Origin of the sequence: Idiomarina aquatica, assembly GCF_003987185.1 — a bacterium.
GTDB classification, from domain to species: Bacteria; Pseudomonadota; Gammaproteobacteria; order Enterobacterales; family Alteromonadaceae; genus Idiomarina; species Idiomarina aquatica.
In genome coordinates, this window is record NZ_PIPS01000002.1 from 56,038 (window position 1) to 82,412 (window position 26,375).

General features: G+C 51.5%; 19 protein-coding genes and 2 tRNA genes. 16 read left to right on the forward strand and 5 right to left on the reverse strand.

The window, feature by feature from the left end:
- Positions 1-36: 36 nt before the first annotated feature.
- From CWE23_RS07140 to gloB, 3 genes are read right to left on the reverse strand one after another with little or no spacing between them, the layout of a single operon-like run.
- On the reverse strand, positions 37-546 hold the full coding sequence (locus tag CWE23_RS07140; RefSeq protein WP_241970574.1) for a hypothetical protein: 510 nt from the start codon (positions 544-546) through the stop codon (positions 37-39).
- A gap of 10 nt (positions 547-556) precedes the next feature.
- Entirely contained in the window at positions 557-2,206 is a 1,650-nt protein-coding gene (locus CWE23_RS07145; protein WP_105306781.1) for a LysM peptidoglycan-binding domain-containing protein, read from the reverse strand.
- A gap of 48 nt (positions 2,207-2,254) precedes the next feature.
- Complete coding sequence (gene gloB, locus CWE23_RS07150) at positions 2,255-3,016, reverse strand: hydroxyacylglutathione hydrolase (RefSeq protein ID WP_126819892.1); 762 nt, start codon at positions 3,014-3,016, stop codon at positions 2,255-2,257.
- Positions 3,017-3,077: 61 nt separating this feature from the next.
- Between gloB and CWE23_RS07155 the strand changes: the two genes are divergently transcribed.
- Both CWE23_RS07155 and CWE23_RS07160 read left to right on the forward strand, forming a co-directional pair.
- On the forward strand, positions 3,078-3,872 hold the full coding sequence (locus tag CWE23_RS07155) for a class I SAM-dependent methyltransferase (RefSeq protein WP_105306779.1): 795 nt from the start codon (positions 3,078-3,080) through the stop codon (positions 3,870-3,872).
- A complete protein-coding gene (locus CWE23_RS07160) occupies positions 3,865-4,257 on the forward strand; it encodes a rhodanese-like domain-containing protein (RefSeq protein ID WP_105306778.1) in 393 nt (130 codons plus the stop codon). Before CWE23_RS07155 ends, CWE23_RS07160 begins: the two co-directional genes overlap by 8 nt.
- A gap of 10 nt (positions 4,258-4,267) precedes the next feature.
- Here CWE23_RS07160 and rnhA read toward each other — a convergent pair whose 3' ends face one another.
- Positions 4,268-4,747 carry a ribonuclease HI gene (gene rnhA, locus CWE23_RS07165; protein WP_126819893.1) on the reverse strand — a complete coding sequence of 160 codons (480 nt, stop codon included), beginning with the start codon at positions 4,745-4,747 and terminating at the stop codon, positions 4,268-4,270.
- 52 nt (positions 4,748-4,799) lie between these two features.
- Here rnhA and dnaQ point away from each other — a divergent pair, with 52 nt between their 5' ends.
- The 9 genes from dnaQ to tilS all read left to right on the forward strand — a co-directional run bounded on the left by dnaQ (position 4,800) and on the right by tilS (position 16,792).
- Positions 4,800-5,510: a DNA polymerase III subunit epsilon gene (dnaQ, locus tag CWE23_RS07170; protein WP_105306776.1), complete on the forward strand. Its 711-nt coding sequence runs from the start codon at positions 4,800-4,802 to the stop codon at positions 5,508-5,510.
- The gene (locus tag CWE23_RS07175; RefSeq protein WP_241970575.1) at positions 5,495-6,805 is read left to right on the forward strand and encodes a TIGR03503 family protein; all 1,311 of its coding nucleotides are present in this window, start codon (positions 5,495-5,497) and stop codon (positions 6,803-6,805) included. The genes dnaQ and CWE23_RS07175 overlap by 16 nt, the downstream gene beginning before the upstream one ends.
- Positions 6,806-6,943: 138 nt before the next feature.
- A tRNA-Asp gene (locus CWE23_RS07180) sits at positions 6,944-7,020 on the forward strand.
- Between the two features lie 44 nt (positions 7,021-7,064).
- Positions 7,065-7,141 (forward strand) — tRNA-Asp (locus tag CWE23_RS07185).
- Between the two features lie 165 nt (positions 7,142-7,306).
- A complete protein-coding gene (locus CWE23_RS07190; RefSeq protein WP_105306775.1) occupies positions 7,307-9,493 on the forward strand; it encodes a M3 family metallopeptidase in 2,187 nt (728 codons plus the stop codon).
- A 120-nt stretch (positions 9,494-9,613) separates the two neighbouring features.
- Positions 9,614-10,906: an NAD(P)/FAD-dependent oxidoreductase gene (locus tag CWE23_RS07195; protein WP_126819894.1), complete on the forward strand. Its 1,293-nt coding sequence runs from the start codon at positions 9,614-9,616 to the stop codon at positions 10,904-10,906.
- A gap of 75 nt (positions 10,907-10,981) precedes the next feature.
- Complete coding sequence (gene dnaE / locus CWE23_RS07200; protein WP_126819895.1) at positions 10,982-14,461, forward strand: DNA polymerase III subunit alpha; 3,480 nt, start codon at positions 10,982-10,984, stop codon at positions 14,459-14,461.
- Positions 14,462-14,476: 15 nt separating this feature from the next.
- Positions 14,477-15,433, forward strand: a complete 957-nt coding sequence (gene accA, locus CWE23_RS07205) for an acetyl-CoA carboxylase carboxyl transferase subunit alpha (protein WP_105306772.1) — start codon at positions 14,477-14,479, stop codon at positions 15,431-15,433.
- Positions 15,434-15,451: 18 nt separating this feature from the next.
- Positions 15,452-16,792: a tRNA lysidine(34) synthetase TilS gene (tilS, locus tag CWE23_RS07210; protein WP_126819896.1), complete on the forward strand. Its 1,341-nt coding sequence runs from the start codon at positions 15,452-15,454 to the stop codon at positions 16,790-16,792.
- Here the strand turns inward: tilS and CWE23_RS07215 are convergent.
- Complete coding sequence (locus tag CWE23_RS07215) at positions 16,775-17,746, reverse strand: GGDEF domain-containing protein (protein WP_241970576.1); 972 nt, start codon at positions 17,744-17,746, stop codon at positions 16,775-16,777. The two genes, tilS and CWE23_RS07215, sit on opposite strands and share 18 nt — an antisense overlap.
- 129 nt (positions 17,747-17,875) lie before the next feature.
- Here CWE23_RS07215 and CWE23_RS07220 point away from each other — a divergent pair, with 129 nt between their 5' ends.
- The 5 genes from CWE23_RS07220 to astE all read left to right on the forward strand — a co-directional run bounded on the left by CWE23_RS07220 (position 17,876) and on the right by astE (position 26,268).
- The gene (locus CWE23_RS07220) at positions 17,876-19,843 is read left to right on the forward strand and encodes a monovalent cation:proton antiporter family protein (RefSeq protein ID WP_126819897.1); all 1,968 of its coding nucleotides are present in this window, start codon (positions 17,876-17,878) and stop codon (positions 19,841-19,843) included.
- Between the two features lie 132 nt (positions 19,844-19,975).
- Positions 19,976-21,196 (forward strand): efflux RND transporter periplasmic adaptor subunit, encoded by a 1,221-nt coding sequence (locus CWE23_RS07225; protein WP_105306768.1) that lies wholly within the window; start codon positions 19,976-19,978, stop codon positions 21,194-21,196.
- Between the two features lie 5 nt (positions 21,197-21,201).
- Entirely contained in the window at positions 21,202-24,378 is a 3,177-nt protein-coding gene (locus tag CWE23_RS07230) for an efflux RND transporter permease subunit (protein WP_126819898.1), read from the forward strand.
- Between the two features lie 120 nt (positions 24,379-24,498).
- Positions 24,499-25,209 carry a DUF599 domain-containing protein gene (locus CWE23_RS07235; protein ID WP_126819899.1) on the forward strand — a complete coding sequence of 237 codons (711 nt, stop codon included), beginning with the start codon at positions 24,499-24,501 and terminating at the stop codon, positions 25,207-25,209.
- A gap of 30 nt (positions 25,210-25,239) precedes the next feature.
- A complete protein-coding gene (gene astE / locus CWE23_RS07240) occupies positions 25,240-26,268 on the forward strand; it encodes a succinylglutamate desuccinylase (RefSeq protein ID WP_126820091.1) in 1,029 nt (342 codons plus the stop codon).
- The last annotated feature ends 107 nt before the right edge of the window (positions 26,269-26,375 follow it).

Sequence of the window (26,375 nt, forward strand, 5' to 3'; positions counted from 1 at the left end):
GAACGCCGCCGGTTAACGGCGGCGTTTCACACTGAATCAACGACGAGAACTTAAGTCGCGAATAAGACCGACCCCGTCAATATCTTTGATACCGTCATCGGAAAAAACAAATTTCAACGAAGGGTGCGTGGTATCAATCAGGTAACTCATGTCATCGACATGCACAACCAGATGCTTGTAGGGTTCGTCTTCGTCAAATGCTTTACGTGGTTTTATTGCCAGGTAATGACCGCCCAGGTTTAATTCAAAGGATTCAAAGAAACCGTCGGCAAATTCGGCAATATAGATAAGGCCTTCTTTATTGATGATGACATTCAGAATGTAATTCGGCGGCATTTCCTCGGTGCGCAGGTTGGCTTCACCGGCGCTGAAAATAAAGCTGTCAAAGTTCTTCTGATAGGCAAAGCCAAAGGATAAATCCTCTGCACGGCCACTGGGATAAATGACCTTGCCTGAGCCCGGAGCATCCCATTCCTGAGCATTCACAGACTGACTGGCAATAACGCCAAACAGCATGACACACGACATCAACAGTTTTCTCATCATGATCGCTTCCCTAACCACTAACGTTTGTCACATCAACTTTTAATGTGAGCCGTTGCCCTGGCTGCAAATAACGGCTACGGTTAATGTTGTTCCATTGTTCAATATCACGAATACTGACATTAAACTTATCCGCAATGCGAGCCAGTGAGTCACCATTTCGTACCTGATAGGTGATGGTTCTTATTAAACCAGCAGCACGCTCAGATGACGAGCTATTTTTTGACCAAATGACAAGTTTTTGTCCCGGCCGTAAAAAATCACCCGGTGCCATGCCGTTCCACTTTGCCAGCTCGCGCGTGCCGACATCGTACATACGGCTGATGTCCCACAACGTGTCCCCGGCCTGAACAACATATTCGGTCTTACTGCCGTCGCGTTGACGATCCTGAGTCGCCAGTAAGCGTTGCCCCTGAGACAAGGTATAATCACTCAGTTCATTACTGGCCACCGGGATCAGCAAAAACTCACCGGCACGGATGATGTGGCTACTGATGTCATTAACTTGTTGAATCACTTCCACAGAGGTGTGGTATTGCTTTGCGATGGTTAACAAACTCTCGCCGGAACGAACCTGGTGACGCTGCCAGCTTAACCATTGTTTCGGGTCTGAGTTGGCGATGGCCTGTTCAAATTGTTGGGCATTTTGTTGTGGCAACAGTAACCGGTGCGGGCCGCTGGGGGCGGTGGACCAGCGATTATAAGCCGAATTATAGGTGTGCAACAGTTCTAACGGCATACCGGCCATATCCGCCGCCTTTGCCAAATCGATTTGCGCAGGTAGCTCAACGACTTCTAGTTGCGGCTGGTTTTCGATGGGGTACCAGACAATACCGTATTTTTCACTGTTGGCAAGAATGTCAGAGAGCGCAAGAAGTTTGGGGACATAAGCGCGGGTTTCACGGGGTAAATCGAGCGACCAGAAATCGGTTGGTTTACCGGCCCGTTGATTTTTTCGAATGGCGCGACCAACACGCCCCTGACCTGAATTGTAGGCGGCCAGCGCATGCATCCAGTTGCCGTCAAAGTAATCGTAAAGATCTTCCAGGTAATCCAGAGCCGCGTGTGTCGCCGCGTAAACATCGCGGCGACCATCGTACCACCAGTTGATGTCTAAGCCATAATGACGGGCGGTGCCCGGGATAAATTGCCATACGCCGGACGCGCTGCCATGGCTGTACGCGAACGGATCAAATGCGCTCTCAACAATCGGCAACAACACCAGATCCATTGGCAGTTGGCGTTTTTCAATTTCTTCAACAATCAGATGCAGAAATGGCTCAGCGCGTTTACCGACACGTTCTAAATAGTCCGGATGGCTCAGGTACCAGTTACGTTGTGCTTGCAAGCGCGGATTTTCCGGCGCCTTGAACTGCAACTGCTGACGAATGCGTTGCCACAGATCTTGTTCCGGCACAGTCGCCGCCTGAGCGGTCGCCTGATCTTTCAAATAGCCGGTGCCCAGCGCCAGCTCAGGGACTGCTTGCAACGACAGCGGCTGCTCTTGCTGCACCTCCGGTTCACGACTTGGCTCGGCAGTGGCTTGTTCACTGTTCACGCGTTGTTCGTCTAAAAACCAAGTTTCCGGAGCAGTGCTTTGGCAGCCAGCCAAAAAAAGTGCGGAAAACGAGGCTACAGCAACAGGGACAATCGTCAACTTCATGCAGTTATTATTCTCTGGTTATTTTTAAAACGATTCGAGTTTAATGAATTATGCGTTGTCTTTCCACTGTCGAATGGTGGCGAAAACCTCGGCGTCACCATTCAATGACTGGCCGGCATGTTCTTCCGCCGCGGCAATCACGGCGGTTTGGTCGAAACGTAAAAAAGGGTTAATCGCCAGCTCCAATTGCATTGAGCTGGGTAAGGTCACTTGCTGTTGCTGTCGCATCAGCTTTATTTTTTCCAGGTAGCTGTGCAGTACCGCGTTATTCGGTTCAACCAGTTTGGCAAACGTCAGGTTCGCCTGGGTGTACTCATGAGCGCAGAAAACTCGAGTGTCGCCCGGCAATCGCCGTAACTTTTTCAGCGACTCGACATACATTTCCGGGTTGCCCTCAAACATTCTCCCACAACCACCGGAAAACAGGGTATCACCACAAAACAAAAAGCCGTGATGATGGAAACTGATATGATCCAGGGTATGACCCGGGGTAGCCAGTACGTCAAAGGTCTTGCCCAGCCGTTGTACCTGCTCGCCTTCACTGAGCGGGTGGTCAATGGCTTTAATGCGCGAGTCCCGCGGGCCAAATACCGGTGCCGGAAAATCGTCCAGTAATGGCTCCAGACCATCGGTGTGATCCCAATGGTGGTGGGTTATGAAATAGCTGTCAACACGGGCATCATGGCGCTTTAGCCAATCTTTGACCGGCTCCGCATCACCCGGATCAACCACGATAACGGTGTTGTCACTGCCGGGCTGAATTAACCAAATGTAATTATCATCGTACGCCTTAATCGGATGTACTCGCATATGGCCCTCATTAACGCTAGGATAAAGTTACTGGTATTAGCCTAACACAAAGGAGCCGCCGGTGTTGTTAAAGCCTGCTTATAGCCCATCGCGGTTGCCATCTCCGCGAAGCTGGAATGAGCTTGCCTGTGGCGAATACATTCGCGCGCAAACGCAGATGTTGCTGGATGACTATGGTCGACGTCTGCGGGCCGGAACCACCGTGGGCTTGGGCAATCTGGCTGAACAACTTCAGTATCAGGCTTTTAGTCTGAATAAGCCGTTTATTGTTGCACCACACATCCAGCGGGCGGGAATCCGCGCGCAACTCGAGCATTTACCGATTAAGAATGCGGTGGCAGATCAGGTTATCTTGCCCTTTGTACTTGAATTTTGCCGTGACCCCCATCAGATCTTAAGGGAAGTGAACCGAATATTAGCCGATGACGGGTATATTTTTTTGACCGGGTTCAACCCCTTTAGTCCGGCATTGTTGAGTGGCTGGCTACCCGGTCGGCGCAAAGGCTTTCCCTGGTCAGGACGCTACTTTTCGGCGTTGCGGGTTAAGGATTGGCTGTCGCTGTTGGGTTATGAAATTGTGCAACAGGATTATTATATTGGTCGCTTTTTAGTGAGTGATGCGGAGGTCGCTGAGCACAGCCAGAAAAACGTTTGGACTGAAACGCTGTGCCGCAAGCTACCGCTGTTGAACAGCGGCTATGCGATTTTAGCGCGTAAATGTGTTTACCTGCGGCGACCACGACTGCAACTGCGCGAGACGGCACGCTTGACCCGACAGCCAGTAGCGGCGGCGCGGGTTAAAGCATTGGATATTCATTCGACATTAAACAGAGATAATGAGGTACTGCATGATTGATGCAATGAAACTTTGCCAAATGGCAAAAAATAACGTGAACGAAGTCACTACCGAGCAGTTACAACAAGCACTTCGTGATGGCGCCCGGATCATCGATGTACGTGAACCTGCGGAGTACGCTCAGGGCCACATTCGTGAAGCCGTTAATATGCCGCGTGGCGTATTAGAGATGCAGTTAAATCAGCACCCGGATGTTGCCGGCTATGACGATGCGTTGCAACGTATTGCCGACAAACCACTTTATCTTATCTGTAAAACCGGTGGACGCTCCGCACTGGCGGCAGAAAGTTTAGAGCGTATGGGGTTTGACAAGGTGTACAGCGTTAATGGCGGTATGAGCGCCTGGGCAGAAGAAAAACGCCCGGTGGTTGCCGGCGAAAGTTAACGACTAATGGTCACTCCGGATTGGGCTGATAGCCTTTATCCTCGCGAAGCTTTGAGCCGCTCGCCGCCGCGCGGGCGAGTTCATCGCAGCGTTCGTTCTGCGGATGCCCGGAGTGCCCCTTAACCCAATCCCAGCGAACGGTGTGGCGCTGCAGTTCGGTGTCAAGTTGCTGCCACAAATCCTGATTTTTCACCGGCTTTTTTGCGGCGGTACGCCAACCGTTACGCTTCCAGCCGGCCATCCACTTTTCGATACCTTGCTTAACGTACTGGCTGTCGGTTGTAATGACCACATGACAGGCGCGTTTTAGGGCGCGCAGTCCTTCAATACAGGCCAGCATTTCCATGCGGTTGTTGGTGGTACAGGTAAACCCCGCGCTGAGTTCCTTGCTGTGTCCGTTGTATTCTAATACCACCCCGTAGCCACCCGGGCCGGGATTTCCCAGGCAGGAACCGTCAGTATACAAATGCACAGCGTTTGTGTTGGTCATAAATATTGCTACTATTAGCTCAAATTTGGTCAGAGTATATCAGGAAATAAGCATGCGTCAGGTGGTATTGGATACCGAAACAACCGGTATTAACCCCGCAGAGGGTCATCGAATTATCGAAATTGGTTGTGTTGAAGTGATTGACCGTAAGTTGACGGGCAACCACTATCACGTCTATATCAATCCGGAGCGCGTGGTTGAGCAAGAAGCCATCGAAGTGCACGGGATTACCAACGACTTTCTTGCCGACAAACCGGTTTTTGCGCAAATTGTTGATGATTTTCTGGCTTTTATTAAAGGCGCCCAGCTTGTTATTCATAACGCTCCCTTCGACGTCGGTCACATGGACGCTGAGTTTACCCGGTTACAGGCCGGTTATGGCAAAACCACCGACTACTGCACGGTACTCGATTCACTGCAATTAGCACGGGAGATGCGCCCCGGCCAACGCAATAGCCTTGACGCATTGTGTAAAGCCTATGAGGTCGATAACTCAGCACGGGAACTGCACGGCGCATTGCTTGACGCCGAGATCCTTGCCGATGTCTATCTGACCATGACCGGTGGTCAAACCGATTTGAATTTACACAACAGTCAACAGCGGGGCGCTGCGCATGGTCCTGGCGAAGTACAACATCAACCGGTAAAAAATCGACCAGCGCTTAAGGTTTTAGCAGCAACGGCCGATGAACTAGAACAACATCAGCAGCGCCTGGCGCGCGTAAAAGATGAGGGTGGTAAGTGTCTGTGGCTCGAGTCCTGACCATTATTATGTTGTGCTGGCTGCTTCCTGCGGGGCTGGTGCTGGCACAACAATCCGATGCAACAAACGATGGCATGGAGTTAATTGATAACTCGATGAATAACCTGTTGCCGATTGAGGGGCAGCGGTTTCGTATTGATGCCAATGTCGATGAAATCACCTTGTTATTCTTCCGCGAACCGGAAAGCGCGCCATTGATTCTGATCCGGCCCGACGGCAGCAAATGGTACGACAGCGATTACCCACTGGAACGGGTCACCTGGTATACCGACCCTAATTTCGACATGATCAAAATCGTCGATCCGGAACCTGGTCCCTGGCAGGTAGCGGGCCGCGTTGATGAAAAAAATAAAGCGGTTATTGTTTCTTCTATTCGCTTTGAGGCTGAGCCTTTACCACAGCAGTTGTTTGAAAACGAACAGTTGAAAGTGGAGGGGGTGTTATACAATGGCGATGAGCGAGTAAAAACCGCCCGTTTTCGTGAAACTGTGTTGCTGGATGTGCTGTTCGTCAGTAGCAACAATCCGGACTTTGATAACTTTGGCGCCGATCCTAAGCGTGTCGCTGAATTTGAGGATAATGGGCAGGGCTACGATGAAGTCCCCGGGGATGGAGTGTTCACCGGGCGCTTTGCGTTAGATCTTGTCCCCGGCGAGTACATACCGACTTACCAGCTTGAAACACCGTTGTACGAGCGTTCGTTTGAGGATAATCCTGTTATCGTAGAAGCGCAGCCAATCACATTTGAGTTTGAGCTCAGTGAAGAGCGTGGTGCGGATAACGTGTTAAAGGTTAAGGTGAACGATGCCTTAATTCGTCCGAAGAGCGTAGCCATTAACGGCATCATTAGTTACCCCAATGGCGAGGAGCGACGATTTTCGGTAACGCAAATCGAAAAATTCCCGCATGCCGTGCCGTTGGACAACCTTGCTTATGGCAAGCACCGGGTTGAACTGTCGGTCTTTGCGACCTCGCAACAAGGACGAGAGATTGAGTTAGCACTGGATGATTTGAGTTTTATTTCGGTAGAGCCGGTTAAAAAGCTCAGCGCGGCCGAGCGAGCTGAACAGGCCCGACAGGAAGCCGAGCGTCAGGCAGCCATCGAACGTCAGCAACGCGAGGCTGAAGAGCGCCAATTGATGATTAATTTACTCATTGTGGTCATCATTAATGTTATTTTAATCGCCGCGGCCATTTTATGGGTCTGGTGGAAACGTCGGCAGCGCAACAATCGGGCGCAGGCTGGTGCTGAAAATAACGACAGTAATAAGGGCAAAATAGAAAAATCTGATTAAAAAAGCGGTAATCTGAGTAATATTCAGTCAAACGGTCATTTTGTTTAAAAATTTATGAAAAAAAGGGTTGACTGTTTTGCCCCTCGCTCGTAATATTCACGCCGCGTTGAGGGGAGAGCCTCAACAGCGGTTAAGTGTGGAGCGGTAGTTCAGTTGGTTAGAATGCCGGCCTGTCACGCCGGAGGTCGCGGGTTCGAGTCCCGTCCGCTCCGCCACCTTAACCTCGACCTTTACCCAAAGGTCACCACATCTCAGATGTGGAGCGGTAGTTCAGTTGGTTAGAATGCCGGCCTGTCACGCCGGAGGTCGCGGGTTCGAGTCCCGTCCGCTCCGCCATCTCAAAAAACACGCCTTCGAGCGTGTTTTTTTGTTTTTGTCCTCTGTATCTGCAACATCCATTTACCGTTTATTTGCGCTTTTCTGCCGTGCAGCTCTTGAGCCTGGCGCCATCCGCGACTAGAGTATTGGCGCACTTAATTATAATCCAGCGGGAGAATACCAATGCGTAAAACATTAGTTGCCGTTGCCATTGGCGCAGCTGTATCACTGAGCGCGTGTAGCGACAATGAGCAGCAAGCGACGGCCAATCAACAAACCGAACAACAAGCGGCCGAAGCAACTCAGCAGCCAGCAGAGCAGCAAAACCCATTTTTCACGGCGAGCACCTTGCAATACGAAGCGCCGGATTTCAATAAAATTAAGTTTGAACATTTTGCCCCAGCCTTCGAAAGAGGCATGGCAGAACACATGGCAGAAATTGAGGCCATTGCCAACAATTCCGAGCAGCCAACGTTCGAAAACACCATCGTCGCGATGGAAAAATCAGGCGCTATCCTCAATCGCGTGAGCTCAGTGTTCTATAACCTGTCGTCGTCGCACTCCAACGATGATATTCGTGCCTTGCAAGCTGAGCTGGCACCAAAAATGGCCGCTCACAGCGACAACATCAGTCTTAATGCGAATTTATTTGCACGGGTAAAAAGTTTGTATGAGCAGCGTGATGAGCTGAACCTGGATGCGGAAAGCCTGCGTCTGTTAGAAGAAACGTACAAAGATTTTGTTCGTTCGGGCGCGCAGTTGAATGAGCAAGAGAAAGCGCAAATTCGTGAAGTGAACGAACAGCTTTCCAGTCTGACCAATGAATTCCGTGACGGACTGATGTCACTGACTCAGGAAACCGTTGTCTTCGTTGAGGACAAAGCAGAGTTGGCAGGCCTTAGCGACAGCCAAATTCAAAGCCTGGCGAACGCCGCAAAGAGCCGGGACAAAGACGGCCAGTACGCGATTGTTTTGACCAACACCACACGCCAGTCGATTTTGGCTGATCTGGAAAATCGTGAATTGCGTCAGCGTATTTGGGAAGCGTCAGCTAACCGTGGTACCGGCAATACCGAAACCGATCAGAATCCATTAGTACAGCAACTGGTAAAATTGCGTGCTGAGAAAGCCAGCCTGCTTGGTTATGACAGCTGGGGCGACTATGTACTGGAAAGCAACATGGCCGGTAACCCTGAAGCCGCTAAAAAAATGTTGCGGGATCTGGTGCCGGCGGTGGTATCGAACGTAGAGCGTGAAGCGGCTGCGATTCAGGAAGCCATTGAAGCAGACGGCAAAGACTTTGAACTGAAGCCATGGGACTGGTTCTACTACGCAGAGAAAGTTCGTGCGGAGAAATACGCGTTAGATTCTGATGAAGTGAAAAAATACTTCGAGTTTAACCGTGTATTGGAAGACGGTGTGTTCTATGCGATGGGTGAGCTGTTCGGTATCACCTTTAAAGAACGCAGCGACATTCCGGTTTATCAGGAAGACGTAAAAGTCTACGAAGTGTTTGACGTAGACGGCAGCAGCCTTGGCCTGTTCTACGCTGATTACTTTGCTCGCGACAGCAAACGTGGCGGCGCCTGGATGAGCTCGTTCCGTTCGCAATCCGGGCTGATGAATCAGAAGCCGGTTATTTTGAACAACATGAACATCACCCGTGCACCAGAAGGTGAGCCAACGTTCCTGAGCTTTGATGAAGTATCGACCATGTTCCATGAAATGGGCCATGCTCTGCACGGTATGTTCTCGGACGTAAAATACCCGTCACTGGCAGGTACCGCAGTATCACGTGACTATGTTGAGTTCCCGTCGACCTTCCAGGAAGACTGGATGCTGAACGAGAAAGTGATCAATAACTTCGCTAAACATTATGAAACCGGCGAGCAGATCCCTCAGGAGCTGCTGGACAAAGTGCTGGCTGCCCGTAATTTCAACCAAGGTTTTGATACTCTTGAGTACGTTGCCGCGGCATTGCTTGACCTCGAATACCACACTATCGAGCCAGGCACTGAAATTGCTGATGTTCAGGCATTTGAGCAAGAAGCGCTGGAGCGTAATGGCGTTGCGGTTGAAGCCGTACCACCGCGTTATCGTTCAACCTACTTTGCGCACGTATTCGCGGGCGGCTACTCGGCAGGTTACTACGCTTATATGTGGAGTGAAGTACTGGCAGCTGATGCGTTCAAACACATGAACAATAATGGTGGTTTGACGCTGGAAAACGGCCAGGCATTCCGTAAAGAAATCCTGTCGCAGGGCAACAGCAAAGACCCTATGCAACAGTACATCGACTGGCGTGGTCAGGAACCAACCGTTGAAGCTCTGCTGGAGCGTCGCGGCTTAACCGACCCATCCATCGATTAAGTAAAAATGTCACCCTGTTGGTAAAACAGGGATGCGAAAAAAAGCCACTGGCGTTACTATCGTCAGTGGCTTTTTTATTGGCTGGTGTTAACGCAATCAAGTTATTCTTAAGGAATCGCAATGGCGGAACGCATTGTTGTGGTAGGAGGTGGTGCCGGCGGCCTCGAGTTGGCAACCGAATTGGGTCGTAAGCTCGGCAAAAAACGCCGCGCAGAAATCATTTTGATTGATCGCAACAGTACCCATGTCTGGAAGCCGTTGCTGCACGAGGTGGCCTCGGGCGCGCTCGACTCCAGACTGGCTGAACTCGATTATCGTGGACAGGGCGCCCGAACCGGCTTTCGGTTTCTGGTTGGCACACTGGAACACATTGATCGGAAAGAAAAAACGCTACAGTTGGCGGCGATCAAAGAAGATGGTGAAGAAGTCCTGGCAGCTCGTACCGTACACTACGATAAACTGGTCTTGTCGGTCGGCAGTGTGACCGCCGATTTTGGTGTAGAAGGCGTGCCCGAGCACTGTTTTTTCCTCGACTCGACGGCACAGGCTGATAAGTTTCATCACGAACTGCTGAACGAATTTCTGCGCGTTAACCAGGCGCTTGAAGACGGCGACGAACAAACATTGGATATCGCCATAGTGGGTGGTGGAGCCACCGGTGTGGAACTGGCGGCCGAGCTGGTGCATTCGGTGTCGCTATTGAATATCTATGGCCTCACTCACCTTGACCGTCAACACCTTAACGTGACGCTGGTTGAGGCGGGACCAAGGCTACTCCCGGCTTTACCGGAAGGACTTGCACACCGGGTGCAACAAAAGCTGGAGTCATTGGGGATTACCGTAATTCTGGGCAATCCGGCGGTAAGAGCAAGCCGTGAGGGCTTGCAACTGAAGGACGAGACACCGGTAGCGGCCAATTTGATGGTTTGGGCAGCGGGCATTCGGGCGCCGGAGTTTCTGTCGAAACTGGGGCTGGAAACGCGCAAGAATCATCAGTTATTGGTTAACGACTATTTACAGACAACGACGGACGATGCCGTTTATGCGATCGGCGATTGTGCGGCTTGTGCCATTGATGATGAGCGCTTTGTACCACCGCGGGCGCAGTCGGCTCATCAAATGGCAAAGCGCCTGGCGGCAAACTTTATTCGCGAAAACAAAGGTAAGTCTGCCAAGCCCTTTGTGTACAAAGATCGCGGTTCACTGGTGTCACTCAGTCGCTTCTCTGCGGTTGGAAACCTCATGCAAAGCAAGAGTTTATCGATGTCGATTGAAGGCACGCTGGCACGCTACGCTTACGCCAGCCTTTATCGTATGCATCAGCGGGCGTTGCATGGTTGGTGGAAAATGCTGATGATCATTACGGTGGATAAACTCAACCATGCGGTGAAGCCGCGCCTCAAGTTGCACTGACGGCGGTGCGGTATCCTCGACGGCCGTTATGCTTTAAGGCACAATAGGCACTAACACAACAACCATAAAAATTTCATGACTGGCGATACCAACTTCGTTCATCTGCGCATTCACAGCGATTTCTCTATGATTGATGGCCTGACCAAAATCGGGCCGATCTGTCAGGGCGTGGCTGAGGCCGGCATGCCGGCGATGGCGTTGACCGATCAAATGAATTTCTGTGGGCTGGTTCAATATTATGGCGCGGCGCACAAACAGGGGCTTAAACCGATTGTGGGCTGTGATCTTTGGGTACAAAGTGACTACCCGCAAGGTGAAGTGTTCCGGTTGACAGCACTGGCGCTGAACAACACCGGCTATCAGCAATTGATCCAACTGGTTTCGAAAGCCTATTTACGTGGCCACGTCGGCGATAAACCGGTTATCGATAAAGACTGGTTGATTGAGCACAACGAAGGGGTACTGTTGCTGTCCGGCGCCCGTGAAGGGGATGTCGGACGGGCATTACTGAAGGGGCATTCGGAGGCGTTGCAACAGTGCCTGGCATTTTACCAGCGCTATTTTCCGGACCGTTACTACCTTGAGTTGATTCGTACCGGCCGCCCTGACGAAGAAGATTACCTGCATAAAGCCGTGGCCGTAGCCGGTGAATACCAGTTACCGGTGGTTGCGACCAACGAAGTGGTGTTTTTAAAAGAGGAAAACTTTGAGGCCCACGAAATTCGTGTTGCCATTCATGATGGCTACCAACTGGGTGATAAACGGCGGCCGAAAAAATACTCGGCACAACAGTATTTGCGCTCGGCAGAAGAGATGCAGACGTTGTTCGCGGATTTGCCGGAAGCGTTACAAAACACCGTAGAAATCGCTAAGCGCTGTAACGTCACCATTCGCCTGGGTGAGTATTTCCTGCCGGAATTCCCGACCGGCGACCTCAGTACCGAAGACTTTCTGGTTAAAGTGTCACAAGAAGGTCTGGAAGAGCGTCTGGCGTTTTTATTTCCTGACCCGGACGAGCGGGCACGGCGACGTCCGGAATACGACGAGCGTCTCCAGACTGAGTTGAACGTTATCAACCAAATGGGTTTCCCGGGTTACTTCCTAATCGTTATGGAATTTATCCAGTGGAGTAAGGACAATGGCATTCCGGTAGGGCCCGGACGTGGTTCCGGTGCTGGTTCACTGGTCGCTTATGCGTTAAAAATTACCGATCTGGACCCGTTGGAATTTGACCTGCTGTTCGAACGTTTTCTAAACCCTGAACGGGTATCGATGCCCGACTTTGACGTCGACTTTTGTATGGATCGTCGTGATGAAGTCATCGATCACGTGGCCGACTTGTACGGCCGTGATGCGGTATCGCAGATCATTACGTTCGGTACCATGGCGGCGAAGGCATCGATTCGCGATGTCGGGCGAGTGCTGGGTCACCCCTATGGTTTTGTTGACGGGATTTCCAAATTGGTGCCCGGCGACCCCGGTATGACCCTGGCAAAAGCCTTCCAGCAAGTGCCTGAACTGGGTGAGCGCTACGATCAGGACGAGGAAGTCAAAGAGCTGATCGATTTTGCGCGGATCCTGGAAGGCGTCACCCGTAACGCCGGCAAGCATGCTGGTGGGGTAGTCATCTCGCCCACCACCATTACTGATTTTGCGGCGTTGTATTGCGACGATGAAGGCAAAAACCCGGTCACTCAGTTTGATAAAAACGACGTTGAGTCCGCGGGTCTGGTGAAATTTGACTTTCTTGGCTTGCGAACCTTGACCATCATTCAGTGGGCGCTGGACATGGTCAATGCCCGACATCAACGTGACGGCAAGCCGCTGGTTGATATCAATGCGATACCGCTGGATGACCCGCAATGCTTTAAGATTTTAAAGCGAGCTGAAACGACCGCGGTATTCCAGTTGGAATCCGCGGGCATGAAAAAATTGATTTTACGCCTGTTGCCGGACAGCTTTGAAGACATTATCGCCCTGGTGGCGCTGTTTCGACCGGGACCACTGGAATCGGGCATGGTGGACAACTTTATCGACCGTAAGCATGGCCGTGAAGAAGTTTCCTATCCCGACGCCACCTATCAGCACGACTGCCTGAAACCGATATTGGAGCCGACCTACGGGGTTATTTTGTATCAGGAACAGGTGATGCAGGTCGCGCAGGTGATGGCCGGTTACTCATTGGGGGCGGCCGACCTATTGCGGCGCGCAATGGGTAAGAAAAAACCCGAAGAAATGGCCAAACAGCGGGATATCTTCCGTGAGGGCGCGGCGAAAAATAACATCGACCCAGAACTGGCGATGAAAATCTTCGACCTGGTGGAAAAGTTCGCCGGGTATGGTTTTAATAAATCGCACTCGGCCGCCTACGCGTTGGTTTCTTATCAGACGCTGTGGATGAAAACCCATTATCCGGCGGAGTTCATGGCGGCGGTTATGTCCGCGGATATGGACAATACCGATAAGATTGTGACACTGGCGGACGAATGCGAGCGCATGGGGCTGAAGCTGTTGCCGCCGGATGTCAATAAAGGTCAGTATAAATTCACCGTCGATGAACAGGGACGCGTGGTTTATGGCATTGGCGCCATAAAAGGCGTAGGTGAAGGCCCGATTGAAGCGATCATTGAGGCGCGTGAGCAGGGTGGTGCTTTTACTGATCTATTTGATTTTTGCTGTCGGGTCGATTTAAAACGCCTGAATAAACGGGTGATGGAGCGACTGATCCGCGGCGGAGCCATGGATAACCTCGGGCCTCATCGGGCAACCTTAATGGCCTCGTTGGAAAAGGCCATGCGTCAGGCGGAACAGCACCATAAGGCTGAGAGTATTGGCCAGAGCGATATGTTTGGCGTGTTAACCACCGAACCTGAGGCCGTTGAGCACGAGTTTGTTAACGTTAAACCCTGGCCGGAAGCGGTTTGGCTGGAAGGCGAGCGGGAAACTCTGGGGCTGTATCTGACCGGCCACCCGATCAATCGTTTTCGCAAGGAATTACGGCATTACGTTGCTGGCTTCTTATCGGAAGTGAACGAAACGCGCAAAAATGAGCTGGTTGCTATCGCTGGCCTGGTCATTGATGTGCGGGTCATTGTCAACAAGCGTGGACAGCGCTTCGCGGTAGTAACGTTAGACGATAAAAGCGCGCGCATGGATGTAATGCTTTATAGTAACGAGTACGATAGTTTCCAACATTTACTCGAAAAAGACAGAATTTTGTGGGCAAAAGGGGAGGTACGATTTGATAACTTCTCCGGTGGTAATAGAATGATAGCCCGTGAAGTGATGAGTATTGATCAGGCGCGGGAGAGTTTCCTGCGTCATATCGCCATTACCGTGACCAGTGAACAGTTAAAAAATGGCATGGCCGCCAAGTTGCAAAATGAATTGCAACCCTATGCGCAAGGAACTTGCCCGTTACTGATTCATTTTAAGGGCGACAAGGCGAATGCGACGTTACGAGCCGGGCCTCAATGGTATGTGCGCCCGGCTGACGAATTAATACACCATTTAAGAGAGCTGCTGGGTGAGCAGTGGGTCTCGTTAGAATTTTAAAGGAATTGGTAGCGAATGAGCCTGAACTTTTTGGATTTTGAACAACCCATTGCCGAGCTGGAAGCGCAGATCGAAGAACTAAAAAGTGTCGGCGAGCGTGGGGCATTGGATATTAATATCGAAGAGGAAATCCAACGTCTGACAAATAAAAGCCGTGAGCTGACGGAAAAGATTTTCTCAGAGCTTGGCGCCTGGCAGGTCGCTCAGCTAGCACGCCATCCGCTGCGTCCTTATACACTGGATTATATCCCGCGTATTTTTACCGAGTTTGATGAGCTGGCAGGGGATCGTACTTACGCCAATGATGAAGCCATCGTTGGTGGTATTGCGCGGTTAAACGATGAACCCGTCATGGTTATCGGGCAACAGAAAGGCCGCGAAACTAAAGATAAAATACGCCGCAATTTTGGCATGCCAAAGCCGGAAGGGTATCGCAAAGCGTTACGTCTGATGGAAACGGCCGAACGTTTTAAAATGCCCATTGTAACCTTCATTGATACGCCGGGTGCCTATCCGGGGATTGGCGCCGAAGAGCGCGGGCAGAGTGAGGCCATTGCCCGCAACCTGAAAGTGATGTCGCGTCTTGGCGTGCCCATCGTTTGTACAGTGATTGGCGAGGGCGGCTCAGGCGGTGCTCTGGCCATTGGTGTCGGTGACAAAGTCAATATGCTGCAATACAGCACCTATTCGGTGATTTCACCGGAAGGCTGTGCGTCGATTCTTTGGAAGAGCGCCAGCAAAGCGCCGTTAGCAGCCGAAGCGATGGGCGTTACCGCGCAACGCAGTAAACAATTGGGGCTTATTGATACCGTTATTGCTGAGCCGCTTGGCGGCGCACACCGCGATATGGACGCAATGGCACAGTCCCTGAAGGAACGTCTGGTCACTGACCTGAATGACCTGCGCGGCTTGGAGCGCAGCGAATTACTCGATCGCCGCTATCAGAAACTTATGTCGTTTGGCTACTGCTAGTACCGAACGTTGGCGACTATGAGCGATACGTTATTTCACCGTTTTTGTTCGGTACTGGATGGCTTATCGCTCAAGCCGCAACAACAAATTGTGATCGCGTTGGGCGGTGGCGCTGATTCACAAACCTTGTTGGACTGCGCCATGCGCTACCACCGCCAGCATCCTCACTATCGTTATCTTGCCATTCATCTTGACCATAGCTTCCATCCGGATTCGGCACAATGGTCAACAACCATCGAGCAGGCTGTTAAAGCCTATGGTGTGGCGACACACTTCGAACCGCTTCAGGTTGACGTACTACCGCGGCAATCGAAAGAGGCGGCGGGACGCGAACGCCGTTATCAGCGTCTGCGCGAGCTCAGCGATGATGATGCCGTGATTTTGCTGGGTCAGCATCGTAATGACCAGATTGAAACCCTGTTGTTACAACTCAACCGCGGCAGCGGGCCGAAGGGGCTGGCTGCGATGGCTGAAGTACACGATTGGTATGACAAGCGTAGATTGGTACGGCCATTACTGTCTGTCAGTAAAGAGGAAATCTACGCTTACGCGAGACAGCATCAACTGACCTGGATTGAAGACGATACCAATTACGACACGCGCATCGAGCGTAACTTTTTAAGGCATCAGGTGGTGCCGTTGCTGGAACAGCGTTGGCCGCAGTTCGGTGTGAGCGTATTACGTTCTACCCGCCTTTGTGCAGAACAGCAGGCTGTACTGGAAGAGTTGCTGGATCAACGCTTGCAGCAACAATTGATCGAGCACCCGCTGCTCGGCAGCGGATTGCCGGTCGACAGTCTGCGCAATCATAACGCCGCCATGCAGCGCGCGTTATTGCGGCGCTGGCTTGAACAGGCCAGCAGCGAAAGCACACCATTACCCAGTTTTCAGCAACTTGAGCAGATTCGTCTGCAGGCGCAGGAGGCTCGGGCAGATACCCGTATGAGCGTGCAATGCGCCGGCTATCAGGTGCGCTTTTATCAGATGGCATTGTGGTGGGTGCCGGAATGGCCGTCGGCCGTTCAGGTAAAAGAGATTACACAGCCGGGCTGGCACTCGTTACCGGAGCCCTGGGGTCGGGTGTGGCTGGATAATGAGTTAGTCGCTGCTTATCCGTTGGTGTTACAACAAGGTCTGGAACCGGGTAAATGGCAACATCCGCGCAGACAGGGACGAAAAACGCAGGCAGACTGGCTGAAGCAGGCACAGGTGCCGGCTTGGTTACGGACATCCTGCCCCGTGCTACGGGTTGGTCAGGACTGGGTTTGGCTGCCGCCGGTCGGGTGGCTCAGTCTTCGTGCGAGCGAGCAGAACGCACCGACGTTACCAGAACCACGCTGGTCAGGCACAGCCCTGTGAACCACAATGGCGGTTTTTACCGCCGTGTTTGGCGCGATAAAGGTGTTTGTCGGCTTCTTCCAGTGTTTGTGCCACGGTATTAAAACATTCAAGCTGAGCTGTGCCTGCGCTGGTGCTGAGTTGGTAGCAGCTCAGTTCCTGACAGTTGGCGACCGCCTGGCGAATGCGTTGATAAACGTCCTGAGCCTGGTGGTGATTGGTGTCTTCCATCACTACAACAAATTCATCACCGCCAAAGCGGAAGACCTGATCGCTGTCACGAACGGTGGATTTTAGCAGCTCGGCAAAAATACGCAGGATGTCGTCGCCCTGGTGGTGGCCGTGACGATCGTTAACGTCTTTAAAACCGTCGAGATCAAGTATCATTACGGCATGGCGGCCGTCTTTTTGGCGCATCTGTTTTACGTGTAGGTGCTCAAGCACCTCTTCTAGCAAGGCTCGGTTGCCGAGACCGGTGAGATGGTCACGGACGGCCAAACGATGCAACTGCGAAAACTTCAGTGCATTGCGTAACGGAAACGTCAGTTCGCGGTGCCATTGCTCAAGACGCATTTTTTGCGGCATGCTGAGCGGTTGTTTCAGGCTGTAAACCATTTGTCCAAGGTAGGACTGGTCAGCATACAGCATGACGGCGTGCTGATGGTGATTATCACCAAATTCGCCGATAAGGTTAAACAGTTGGTCGTCGGAAACAAACTGCAGAGCTTCAATGTCGATGCGGGCCTTTATAAACTCGGCATAGACGGATAATAACTGATGGGCGTCCAGAGTGGTCTGCAACACCTCGGTTAGGGTATTGGAACGGGACAGCTCTTTACTGCAGGTCAGTTGACTGACCTGAGATTGCGAACGAATGGCGTTGTGCGCTTTAACTTTTCCGAAAACGACTTTACTGAGCATAATCTTGTCCTGGCGTAATACAGATGACGCAATATTGACGATGAGAATAGACATTCAAAAACTATGCCAAGCAGATAAAGAATTATAAAAACAACGACTTAACAAAGTCATGTTAACGTCATGATGTGGGTGTTATTATTTTGACGGCGGTTTTTTGCCGCATCGGCCAACAGGGAGAACAGCATGTACGGAACCTTTACCAGCTTATTGTTATTGCTCGGCGTTGCGGTGGCGTTGGTGTGGGCGTTTCGGCGCATAAAACTACCGGCGATTCTCGCCTATTTGTGCGCCGGTATCATTGCCGGTCCCCATGTCATGGGCTGGATTCCTGATCCGGACGAATATCATCTGATCGCCGAGCTGGGTATCGTACTGTTGCTGTTTTCCCTTGGGTTGGAGTTCTCATTACCGAAAATGATTGCGATGCGGCGGCTGGTATTTGGTCTCGGCGCAGCGCAGGTGCTTGGATCGCTGTTGGTGTTTTTAACCATTGGCTTTTTGATACTCGGCAATTGGGCGTCGGCGCTGGCAGTAGCGGGGGCGTTGGCGCTGTCGTCGACGGCGGTCGTGATCAAACAATTGAGCGAAAGCTCGCAAACAGCAACACGCCGCGGTCAGGTCAGTGTCGCGATACTGTTGTTTCAGGATATCGCGGTGGTACCCCTGCTGATCGTTATTCCACTGCTGGCCGGCGGTGGCAGTGACGGTAGCATTGCCTACAGTCTGCTGATGGCGATGGTCAAAGGCGCTGCGGTCATCGCCGTATTGATGGCCGTGGGTAAGTGGATCTTACCGTTCGCATTTCGGGAGATTGCCAATCAGCGCACTGATGAACTGTTTGTGTTGGCAACGTTACTGGTGGCACTGGTGGCAGGGGGACTGACTCATGCGTTTGGTCTGTCAATGGCGCTGGGTGCGTTCTTGGCCGGTATGATGCTTGGTGAGAGTAAATACAAACACCAGCTTGAAGCCGATATCCGCCCGTTTCGCGACATTTTGATGGGTCTGTTTTTCACCACCGTCGGTATGCAGTTGGCATTAAACAGTTTTATACAGTCATTGCACTGGGTCTTGCTCATTATTCTGGGCATGGCATTGGTTAAGCTGCTGATCATTCGTTACGTGGCGAAGGCGCTGGGAGAGCGCGACCGGGATGCCTGGGGGAGTGCGGTATCACTGTTTCAAATGGGTGAGTTTGGTTTCGTTATTGTCGCGTTGGCCAGCAGTTATCAGTTGCTCAGTGCCGACGTGTCGTCGATATTGATTGGGGTTGGCGTGTTCAGCATGGCGGTGACGCCGTTGGTGATTCAAAAACTGCAACCGCTGGTTTCGATGCTTGTCAGAGAGAGCGAGGCTGAACCTAATATCGAGCAAAAAGTTGACGCGAGCACGAGTGAACATCAAGTACTGATCTGTGGCTTTGGTCGGGTCGGGCAAACAGTGAGCCGCTTTTTGGATGCTGAAGGCATACGCCATATTGCGGTGGATAACGACCCCATGCGGGTACAGGAAGCGGTGGCCGGCGGCGCCCCCGTTTACTTTGGTGACAGTGCCAAACGCGATATTCTGCGAGCGGTCGGTGCCGCCAGGGTGCCGCTGATCATCATCAGTTTTTCCGACGATCAGCGCGCCATCGAAGTGCTACGTGAAATTCGTGCGATGAACGAAAAAGCTTACGTCATCGTGCGCAGCCGGGACGACCTCAACCTCGATAAGCTCAATGAAGCTGGCGCCTCACAAGTGGTACCGGACACGCTGGAAGCCAGTCTGATGCTGATTTCGCACGTGCTGAGCCATAGCGGTATTCCTATTCGTCGAATCTTATCCAGGCTGGAACAGGAACGGCGCAATCATTACGGCGATATGCACGGCTTTTATCCGGGCTCGCAAACCACCATTGATCATGAAACCGCGGATAAACTCGAGTTTTTGCATGCCGTCAACCTGCCGGAACAGGCGTGGGCAGTAGGCCAGGCCGTTGCTGATTTAGACTGGGATGCCCATGAGGTGAAACTAAAAGCGCTGCGCCGTGACGATGTCGAGGTGGAAGAGCCGGCGTCGCAGTTGGAACTGCGTGCCGGCGATGTTGTGCTATTGAGCGGCAAGCCACGTCACGTCGAGTCTGCAGAGCGATGGCTATTGGAAGGTTAAGCTTTTTGTAATAGTCCGTTACAACTTATCTCCGAAAAATCACAGTTCGCAACAGTTAAGGTCTAACAATTTACATTTGTTAGATCGATAATAACAGTCAGTTGAATCCATCTAACTGTTGAGCGAACTGTGATGAAATTAAAAAAACGAGCGTTTATTCCACCGCTAATTATTGTTTTAGCGATCGTTCTTTCGGTAGTGGCCAGTATGTCGGCTAAGCCACCGGAAACGCGTCAGCAGCAAAAACCTGCGGCGATGGTCGAAGTCAAAGAAGTAACTCCACGTGATATGACCTTCCTGGTCGACTCGCAGGGAACCGCCATGCCGAAACACTCGACCACGTTATTGGCGGAAGTCAGTGGTCAGATTGTTGAGGTTGCCGACAAATACAACGCGGGTGGTTTCTTTAAGCAGGGTGAGATGCTGTTGCAAATCGACCCGTCCGACTACGAAGTAGCCGTGCAGCAAGCGCGCGCCCAGTTGCTGCAGGCGCAGGCCGCGTTGGAAGAAGAAAAAGCACGTGCCAAAGTGGCAGAAGAAGAATGGTCACAGTTTACCGATGGTGAAGCTCCGGCATTGGGTTTGCGTAAGCCGCAACTGGCCAGCGCTTATGCGGCATTGGAATCTGCTCAAGCCAATCTGGCTATGGCGGAGCGCAACCTAGAGCGCACAACCATCAGAGCGCCGTACGACAGTGTACTGCGCAGCAAACAAGCAGACCTGGGTCAGTTTGTCGGCGCCGGTGCACAAATCGCGACGTTGTTCGGCACTGAAGTCGCTGAAGTTCGCCTGCCGCTGAGTGACCTTGACGTTACCTACCTCAATCTGCCGGGTGAAACCGACACGCAACCGAAAGTGTTGCTGGAATCACAAGTCTCCGGTGTCGATACACAGTGGATGGGCAACCTGGTTCGCACCGAAGGCGTTCTTGACGAAGCCAGCCGTGTCATTTACGGCGTTGTCGAAGTTAAAGACCCTTATAACCTAGCGGGTCAGACACACACGGCACCCTTACGTTTCGGCCGTTTTGTGCAAGCGCAGGTTGAAGGTCAGGAAGTGACCGGTGTGATGGAAGTACCAACCTATGCCATTAACCCGGACGGCACCGTATGGACCGTTGCTGAAGATCGCAAACTGAAGAAAAAATCGATTGAAGTGGTTCGCACTCAGCAAAATACCAGCATTGTAAGTTCAGGATTGGAAGCGGGTGACTTAGTAGTGCTTACCCAGTTGAAGAACGCGCTGAATGGTATGACCGTGCGGTTGGAAGGGGATCCTTTGCCAGAACAGATGGAAACCGCTGCCAAGAGTGAAGAACAAGTGGCTGGTAATGCCAATAGCCAGAGTGAGTAAGCATTATGTCCGCAGATACTCGTAAAGGAATAATTTCGTGGTTTGCCCGCAACTCTGTTGCGGCAAACCTGCTAATGATATTGATACTGGTTGCCGGAGCGATGTCGGTATTTTCGGTCCGCAAGCAGATGTTTCCGGAAATTGAACTGAATATCATCAGCATCCAGGTGCCGTTCCCGGGCGCCGCGCCACAGGAAGTTGAGCAAGGCGTCATCATGCTCATCGAAGACGCGCTGGAAGACGTCGACGGTGTTGAAGAAATGACCTCGCGTTCGCAGGAAGGGATCGGTAGTGTCACCATCGAGGTTGAACCGGACTACGACGTCCAGGTGGTGATGGACGAAGTGAAAATGTTGGTGGATGCAATCCCCAACTTTCCGCAACAAATTGAAAAACCGAACATTTATCGAGTACGTCCTAACCGTGAAGTCATTTGGATGACGGTGTATGGCGATGTTAATGAGCGAACCCGTAAAGAATTAGCCAAAAGCATTCGCGATGAGCTGAAGTCGGTTGGCGGTATCACCAAAGTTGATGTGGTCGGCGATCGCAATTATGAGATTTCGATTGAAATCTCGCAGCAGGATCTTGAGCGTTATGGTTTGTCGTTCCAGCAAATCGTTAATGCGGTACGCGGCACTTCAATTGACGTCGCCGGTGGTTCGATTAAAACGCCTAATGGCGACATCTTGTTGCGAGCCAATAACCAAGCCTATCAGGGCGGCGAGTTCGAGAAAATTGTGTTATTGAGTCGTCCGGATGGTACCCGTTTGACCCTCGGCGACATCGCCACGGTAGAAGACGGCTTTGTCGAAACGGAGGCCTTCACGCGCTTCGATGGCAAACCGGCAACCTTTATCCGGGTGAATTCCGTCGGTGACCAGAACGACCTGAAAATTGCTGAGTATGTGCGTAATTACGTCGAACGCAAACAACAAGAGCTGCCTGACGAAGTTCAGTTGGCGCAGTGGGGAGACTCGTCCTATTACTTGCAAGGTCGTCTCGACTTGATGTTGAACAATATGTGGATGGGTGGCCTGCTGGTCTTCCTGATGCTGTCGTTGTTCCTGCAATTGCGGTTGGCATTCTGGGTTATGCTGGGTATTCCGGTGTGCTTCCTGGGTACCATTGCACTGATGCCGTTACCGATGTTTGATATCTCCATTAACATGATCTCGTTGTTTGGCTTTATCTTGGTGCTCGGGATAGTGGTCGATGATGCGATAGTCATAGGGGAGAGTGCCTACACCGAAATCGAGGAGAAAGGTAAGTCCATCGATAACGTGGTGGCCGGCGCACAGCGAGTGGCTATGCCCGCGACCTTTGGTGTACTAACCACCATGGTTGCCTTTATTCCGATGTTGATGGTTGACGGTGGCATGGGAGCGATCTGGGAGTCCATCGCCTGGGTGGTCATTCTGTGTCTGGGCTTTTCACTGGTGGAATCCAAACTGATCCTGCCGGCGCATATAGCCAACATGAAATACTCGAAGGTGACGACGGAGAAGCCGAATGCGTTCCAGCGTTTCCGTAATGGCTTTGCCAATTCGGTACAACGTTTTGTCAACTCCAAGTACCGTCCGTTCCTGAAAAAATGTCTGCACTACCGTTACACCACGTTGGCAACCTTTGTGGGTATGTTGATCTTAATGATTGGTTTGATCAGTGGCGGTATCGTGCGCTGGGTATTCTTCCCGGATATCCCCAGTGACTTTATCCGGGCTAACGTAGAAATGCAGCCGGGTACATCAGAAGAACGAACCATTGAAGTACTCACCGAAGTGTCGGCGGCGCTGAGCAAGGTTGATGACAAAGCCGAAGAAAGCGAAGGTGAAGGGGTTGTTCGTCATACCAATATCTGGATGAACGGCACCGAATCAGGCACCGTATTTGCCGAGCTTAAGAAGGGTGAGGAACGCAACATTGACGGCTATGAAATCGTTAATCAATGGCGTGAAATGGTGCCGGAACTCGCCGGAGTACGGTCTATCAACTTCCAGGGCGGTATCGGCGGTGGTAGTGGCTTCGACCTTGAGTTCCAGCTTGTTGGCGAGGATCTTAACCAGTTAAAGGCTGCCGCTGATGAACTGAAAGTGGTGTTGGGTGAATACGACGGTGTGTTCGATATCGAAGATACCTTCGGCGATGGTAAAGACGAAATTCTGGTGACCACCAAGCCACTGGCGGAAGCCATGGGCATTAACCTGGCCGAGCTGGCTACCCAAGTGCGTTACGCTTTCTACGGTGCCGAAGCACAGCGTATTCAGCGCGGTGACGAGGAAGTGCGGGTGATGGTGCGTTATCCGGAAGAACAACGCCAGTCGGTCGGTAATTTGCAGGACATGAAATTACGGACGGCCGACGGTGCTGAGATCCCGTTCACCGAGTTAGCTGAAATTGAATTTGCCGAGGGTTATTCAACCATTACCCGGATTAACCGTGAGCGTTCCGTGAATGTCAGAGCACGGGTTGATAAAGAGTCGGTTGAACCTTTCCGCATCGTTAAAGAGGTTCGCGAGCAGAAAATCCAGGCAATTCTGGACAAGTACCCAAGCGTTGGCTTCCAGTTGCAGGGCGCGACTCAGGACGAAGCAGAAGCAACCGGCTCACTGGCGATTGGTGGTCTATTAGCGATGTTGGCGGTGTACGCGTTAATGGCGGTACCACTTAAGTCTTACAGTCAACCGCTGATCATTATGTCGGTGATTCCGTTTGGTATGATCGGCGCGGTACTGGGTCACTGGATCCTGGGTATGCCGGTCAGTATCTTAAGCTTGTTCGGTATCATTGCGCTGGCAGGGGTTGTGGTAAACGATTCGTTGGTGATGGTGGATTACGTCAACAAAGCACGGGCTGCAGGAACAGACTTGCGTCATGCCGTACTTGATGCCGGTTGTCGCCGTTTCCGCGCAATTACGTTGACCTCACTGACCACCTTCTTCGGTCTATTACCTATCGTGCTGGAGAAGAGCCTGCAGGCGAAGATCGTTATCCCAATGGCGATATCACTGGCATTCGGTATCATCTTTGCCACAGTGATTACGCTGTTGCTGATACCTTGTCTGTACTTGATTCTGGCCGATGCCAAACGCGGTATGCAGTCGTTCCTGTCCTGGTACGGCCTGGCAAAACCGCCGGAACCGAAAGACATGACAACCAAAGAAGCGTTGGAAAATTATTAACCGAATAACGCATCAACTAAGGCCGCAACATTAAGTTGCGGCCTTTTTTTATTGGTGTGTGTCATAATTTGTTAATATAGTCGCCATAGACTGAAACCAAACTCTCAGGACGACTGCATCATGCTGTTATCAGCGCTCGATTTTATTGCCTTAGTGTTTTTCTTTGTCAGCTGGGTTGGCTATTCACTGTTTGCCCGTAAGCGAGCGAAGACCACACATTGCCTTTCTAGCATTTTGTGTACGCTGCGTATCGACTGGATGCAGACCGTGATGCACAAAGACAACCAAATTGCCGATGCGTCATTGATTGGTAATGTCGAGCGAACCGTTACTTTTTTTGCCTCATCAACGGTGTTAGTACTGGCCGGTGTGATTACCGTATTAGCGCATTCCGAGGAAGTGGTCGAAGTGCTTAACGAACTGCCGTTGACGCCGCCCTCAAGCCCGATCATGGTGCAGTTTCAACTGGCGGTACTGGCAATGATCTTTATTTACGCCTTTTTTAAGTTCACCTGGTCGATACGGCAGTTTGGTTTCGTTTCGGTACTGTTGGGCGCATCGGTGAAGTATCAGCAACAAAACCGTAGCGAGGAAGAACGGGTCGCGTTTGCCAATCATGCCGCCAAGGTGCTCGATCAGTCGGGACATGAATACAACAAAGGATTGCGCACCTACTATTTCGCGCTGGCTTATCTTGCCTGGTTTTTGCACCCGCTCATGCTGATTATTGCCAGCAGTATCGTTGTCGTGATTCTGTATCGACGTGAATACAATTCGAGAGTGCTGCGGCACTTGCTTGCCACTCATGGTTTTGAACCCGGGAAAAAATAACAGGAGTCAGGTTTGGAGACAGCGGCTGAGATGACAGTGTTTGAAGACTTTCTTAAGTGGACTTGTGATAATGAATGGGGCCATAGCGGGCATTTCGAGCGACGTCTGAGCAATGGTACTCAACTGACGGTGTGGGACAGCGGCGTACTGGTGGTGGAACCACAGAGCGCCACCGACAAAGACATCATTATCTCCTGTGCGGTACATGGTAATGAGACCGCACCAATTGAAATTTGCCGTGACATCATTCAGGACATCATTGCGGAACAACAACCGGTTCAGCATCGTACTCTGTTTCTGATTGCCAACCCGGCCTCGATAAACGTTGAACGTCGCTTTGTCGAGGAAAACATGAACCGCTTATTCAGTGGTGCACACAGCAAAGGTGGCATCACCAACCCAGAACGTGAGCGTGCCGCTAAGCTGGAACAGTATGTGCAGCGTTTTTATCAGGAGGGCGGCGACAGCGAACGTCGTCGTTATCATTACGATTTGCACACAGCGATTCGCGATTCTAAGCGCGAAAAGTTCGCGGTCTATCCGTTCACTCATGGTAAACCATACAAACAGGCGCAACTGCAATTTTTACTGGCCTGTGGCGTTGATACGGTACTGCTGAATCGTGCACCGACGACCACCTTTTCCTATTTTTCCGCACATCAATTTGAGGCTGATGCGTTTACTGTTGAGCTGGGCAAAGTGCGTCGTTTTGGTGAAAACAATCGTGCTGATTTTGCGGCGGCAGAAAAAAGTTTACGGCAGTTGGTCGGTCAACCCGAACCGGATTTACCGGCATTTGATCCGCAACAGCACTTCGTGTTTGCTGAAGCTCAGACCATCAACCGTCAACATCAGGACTTTAGATTGAATTTCGCCGATGATGTGGCGAACTTCACGTCTTTTAACAAAGGCGAATTACTGGCGATTGACGGAGATGATAAAATCCTTGCCAAACACGATGATGAACACATTATTTTCCCCAATGCCGACGTTGCACTGGGGCAGCGAGCGTTGCTGACGGTGGTGCGGGTACCAACGGAAAGCTTAGATCTGGTCTAATCAGCCCAGATAAATTGTTAAAACTGTTCGTTTCTATTTACACTTAGCCCACTGACTATTCGGCAGTGGGCTATTTGCATAGCACTTTACGTAAAGGTAAAGTAGCG

Coding starts and splice junctions, on each gene's coding strand:
- CWE23_RS07140 (WP_241970574.1), bottom strand. CDS start 546: ATGATGAGAAAACTGTTGATGTCGTGTGTCATGCTGTTTGGCGTTATT.
- CWE23_RS07145 (WP_105306781.1), bottom strand. CDS start 2,206: ATGAAGTTGACGATTGTCCCTGTTGCTGTAGCCTCGTTTTCCGCACTT.
- gloB (WP_126819892.1), bottom strand. CDS start 3,016: ATGCGAGTACATCCGATTAAGGCGTACGATGATAATTACATTTGGTTA.
- CWE23_RS07160 (WP_105306778.1), top strand. CDS start 3,865: ATGATTGATGCAATGAAACTTTGCCAAATGGCAAAAAATAACGTGAAC.
- rnhA (WP_126819893.1), bottom strand. CDS start 4,747: ATGACCAACACAAACGCTGTGCATTTGTATACTGACGGTTCCTGCCTG.
- dnaQ (WP_105306776.1), top strand. CDS start 4,800: ATGCGTCAGGTGGTATTGGATACCGAAACAACCGGTATTAACCCCGCA.
- CWE23_RS07190 (WP_105306775.1), top strand. CDS start 7,307: ATGCGTAAAACATTAGTTGCCGTTGCCATTGGCGCAGCTGTATCACTG.
- CWE23_RS07195 (WP_126819894.1), top strand. CDS start 9,614: ATGGCGGAACGCATTGTTGTGGTAGGAGGTGGTGCCGGCGGCCTCGAG.
- dnaE (WP_126819895.1), top strand. CDS start 10,982: ATGACTGGCGATACCAACTTCGTTCATCTGCGCATTCACAGCGATTTC.
- accA (WP_105306772.1), top strand. CDS start 14,477: ATGAGCCTGAACTTTTTGGATTTTGAACAACCCATTGCCGAGCTGGAA.
- tilS (WP_126819896.1), top strand. CDS start 15,452: ATGAGCGATACGTTATTTCACCGTTTTTGTTCGGTACTGGATGGCTTA.
- CWE23_RS07215 (WP_241970576.1), bottom strand. CDS start 17,746: ATGTCTATTCTCATCGTCAATATTGCGTCATCTGTATTACGCCAGGAC.
- CWE23_RS07220 (WP_126819897.1), top strand. CDS start 17,876: ATGTACGGAACCTTTACCAGCTTATTGTTATTGCTCGGCGTTGCGGTG.
- CWE23_RS07225 (WP_105306768.1), top strand. CDS start 19,976: ATGAAATTAAAAAAACGAGCGTTTATTCCACCGCTAATTATTGTTTTA.
- CWE23_RS07230 (WP_126819898.1), top strand. CDS start 21,202: ATGTCCGCAGATACTCGTAAAGGAATAATTTCGTGGTTTGCCCGCAAC.
- CWE23_RS07235 (WP_126819899.1), top strand. CDS start 24,499: ATGCTGTTATCAGCGCTCGATTTTATTGCCTTAGTGTTTTTCTTTGTC.
- astE (WP_126820091.1), top strand. CDS start 25,240: ATGACAGTGTTTGAAGACTTTCTTAAGTGGACTTGTGATAATGAATGG.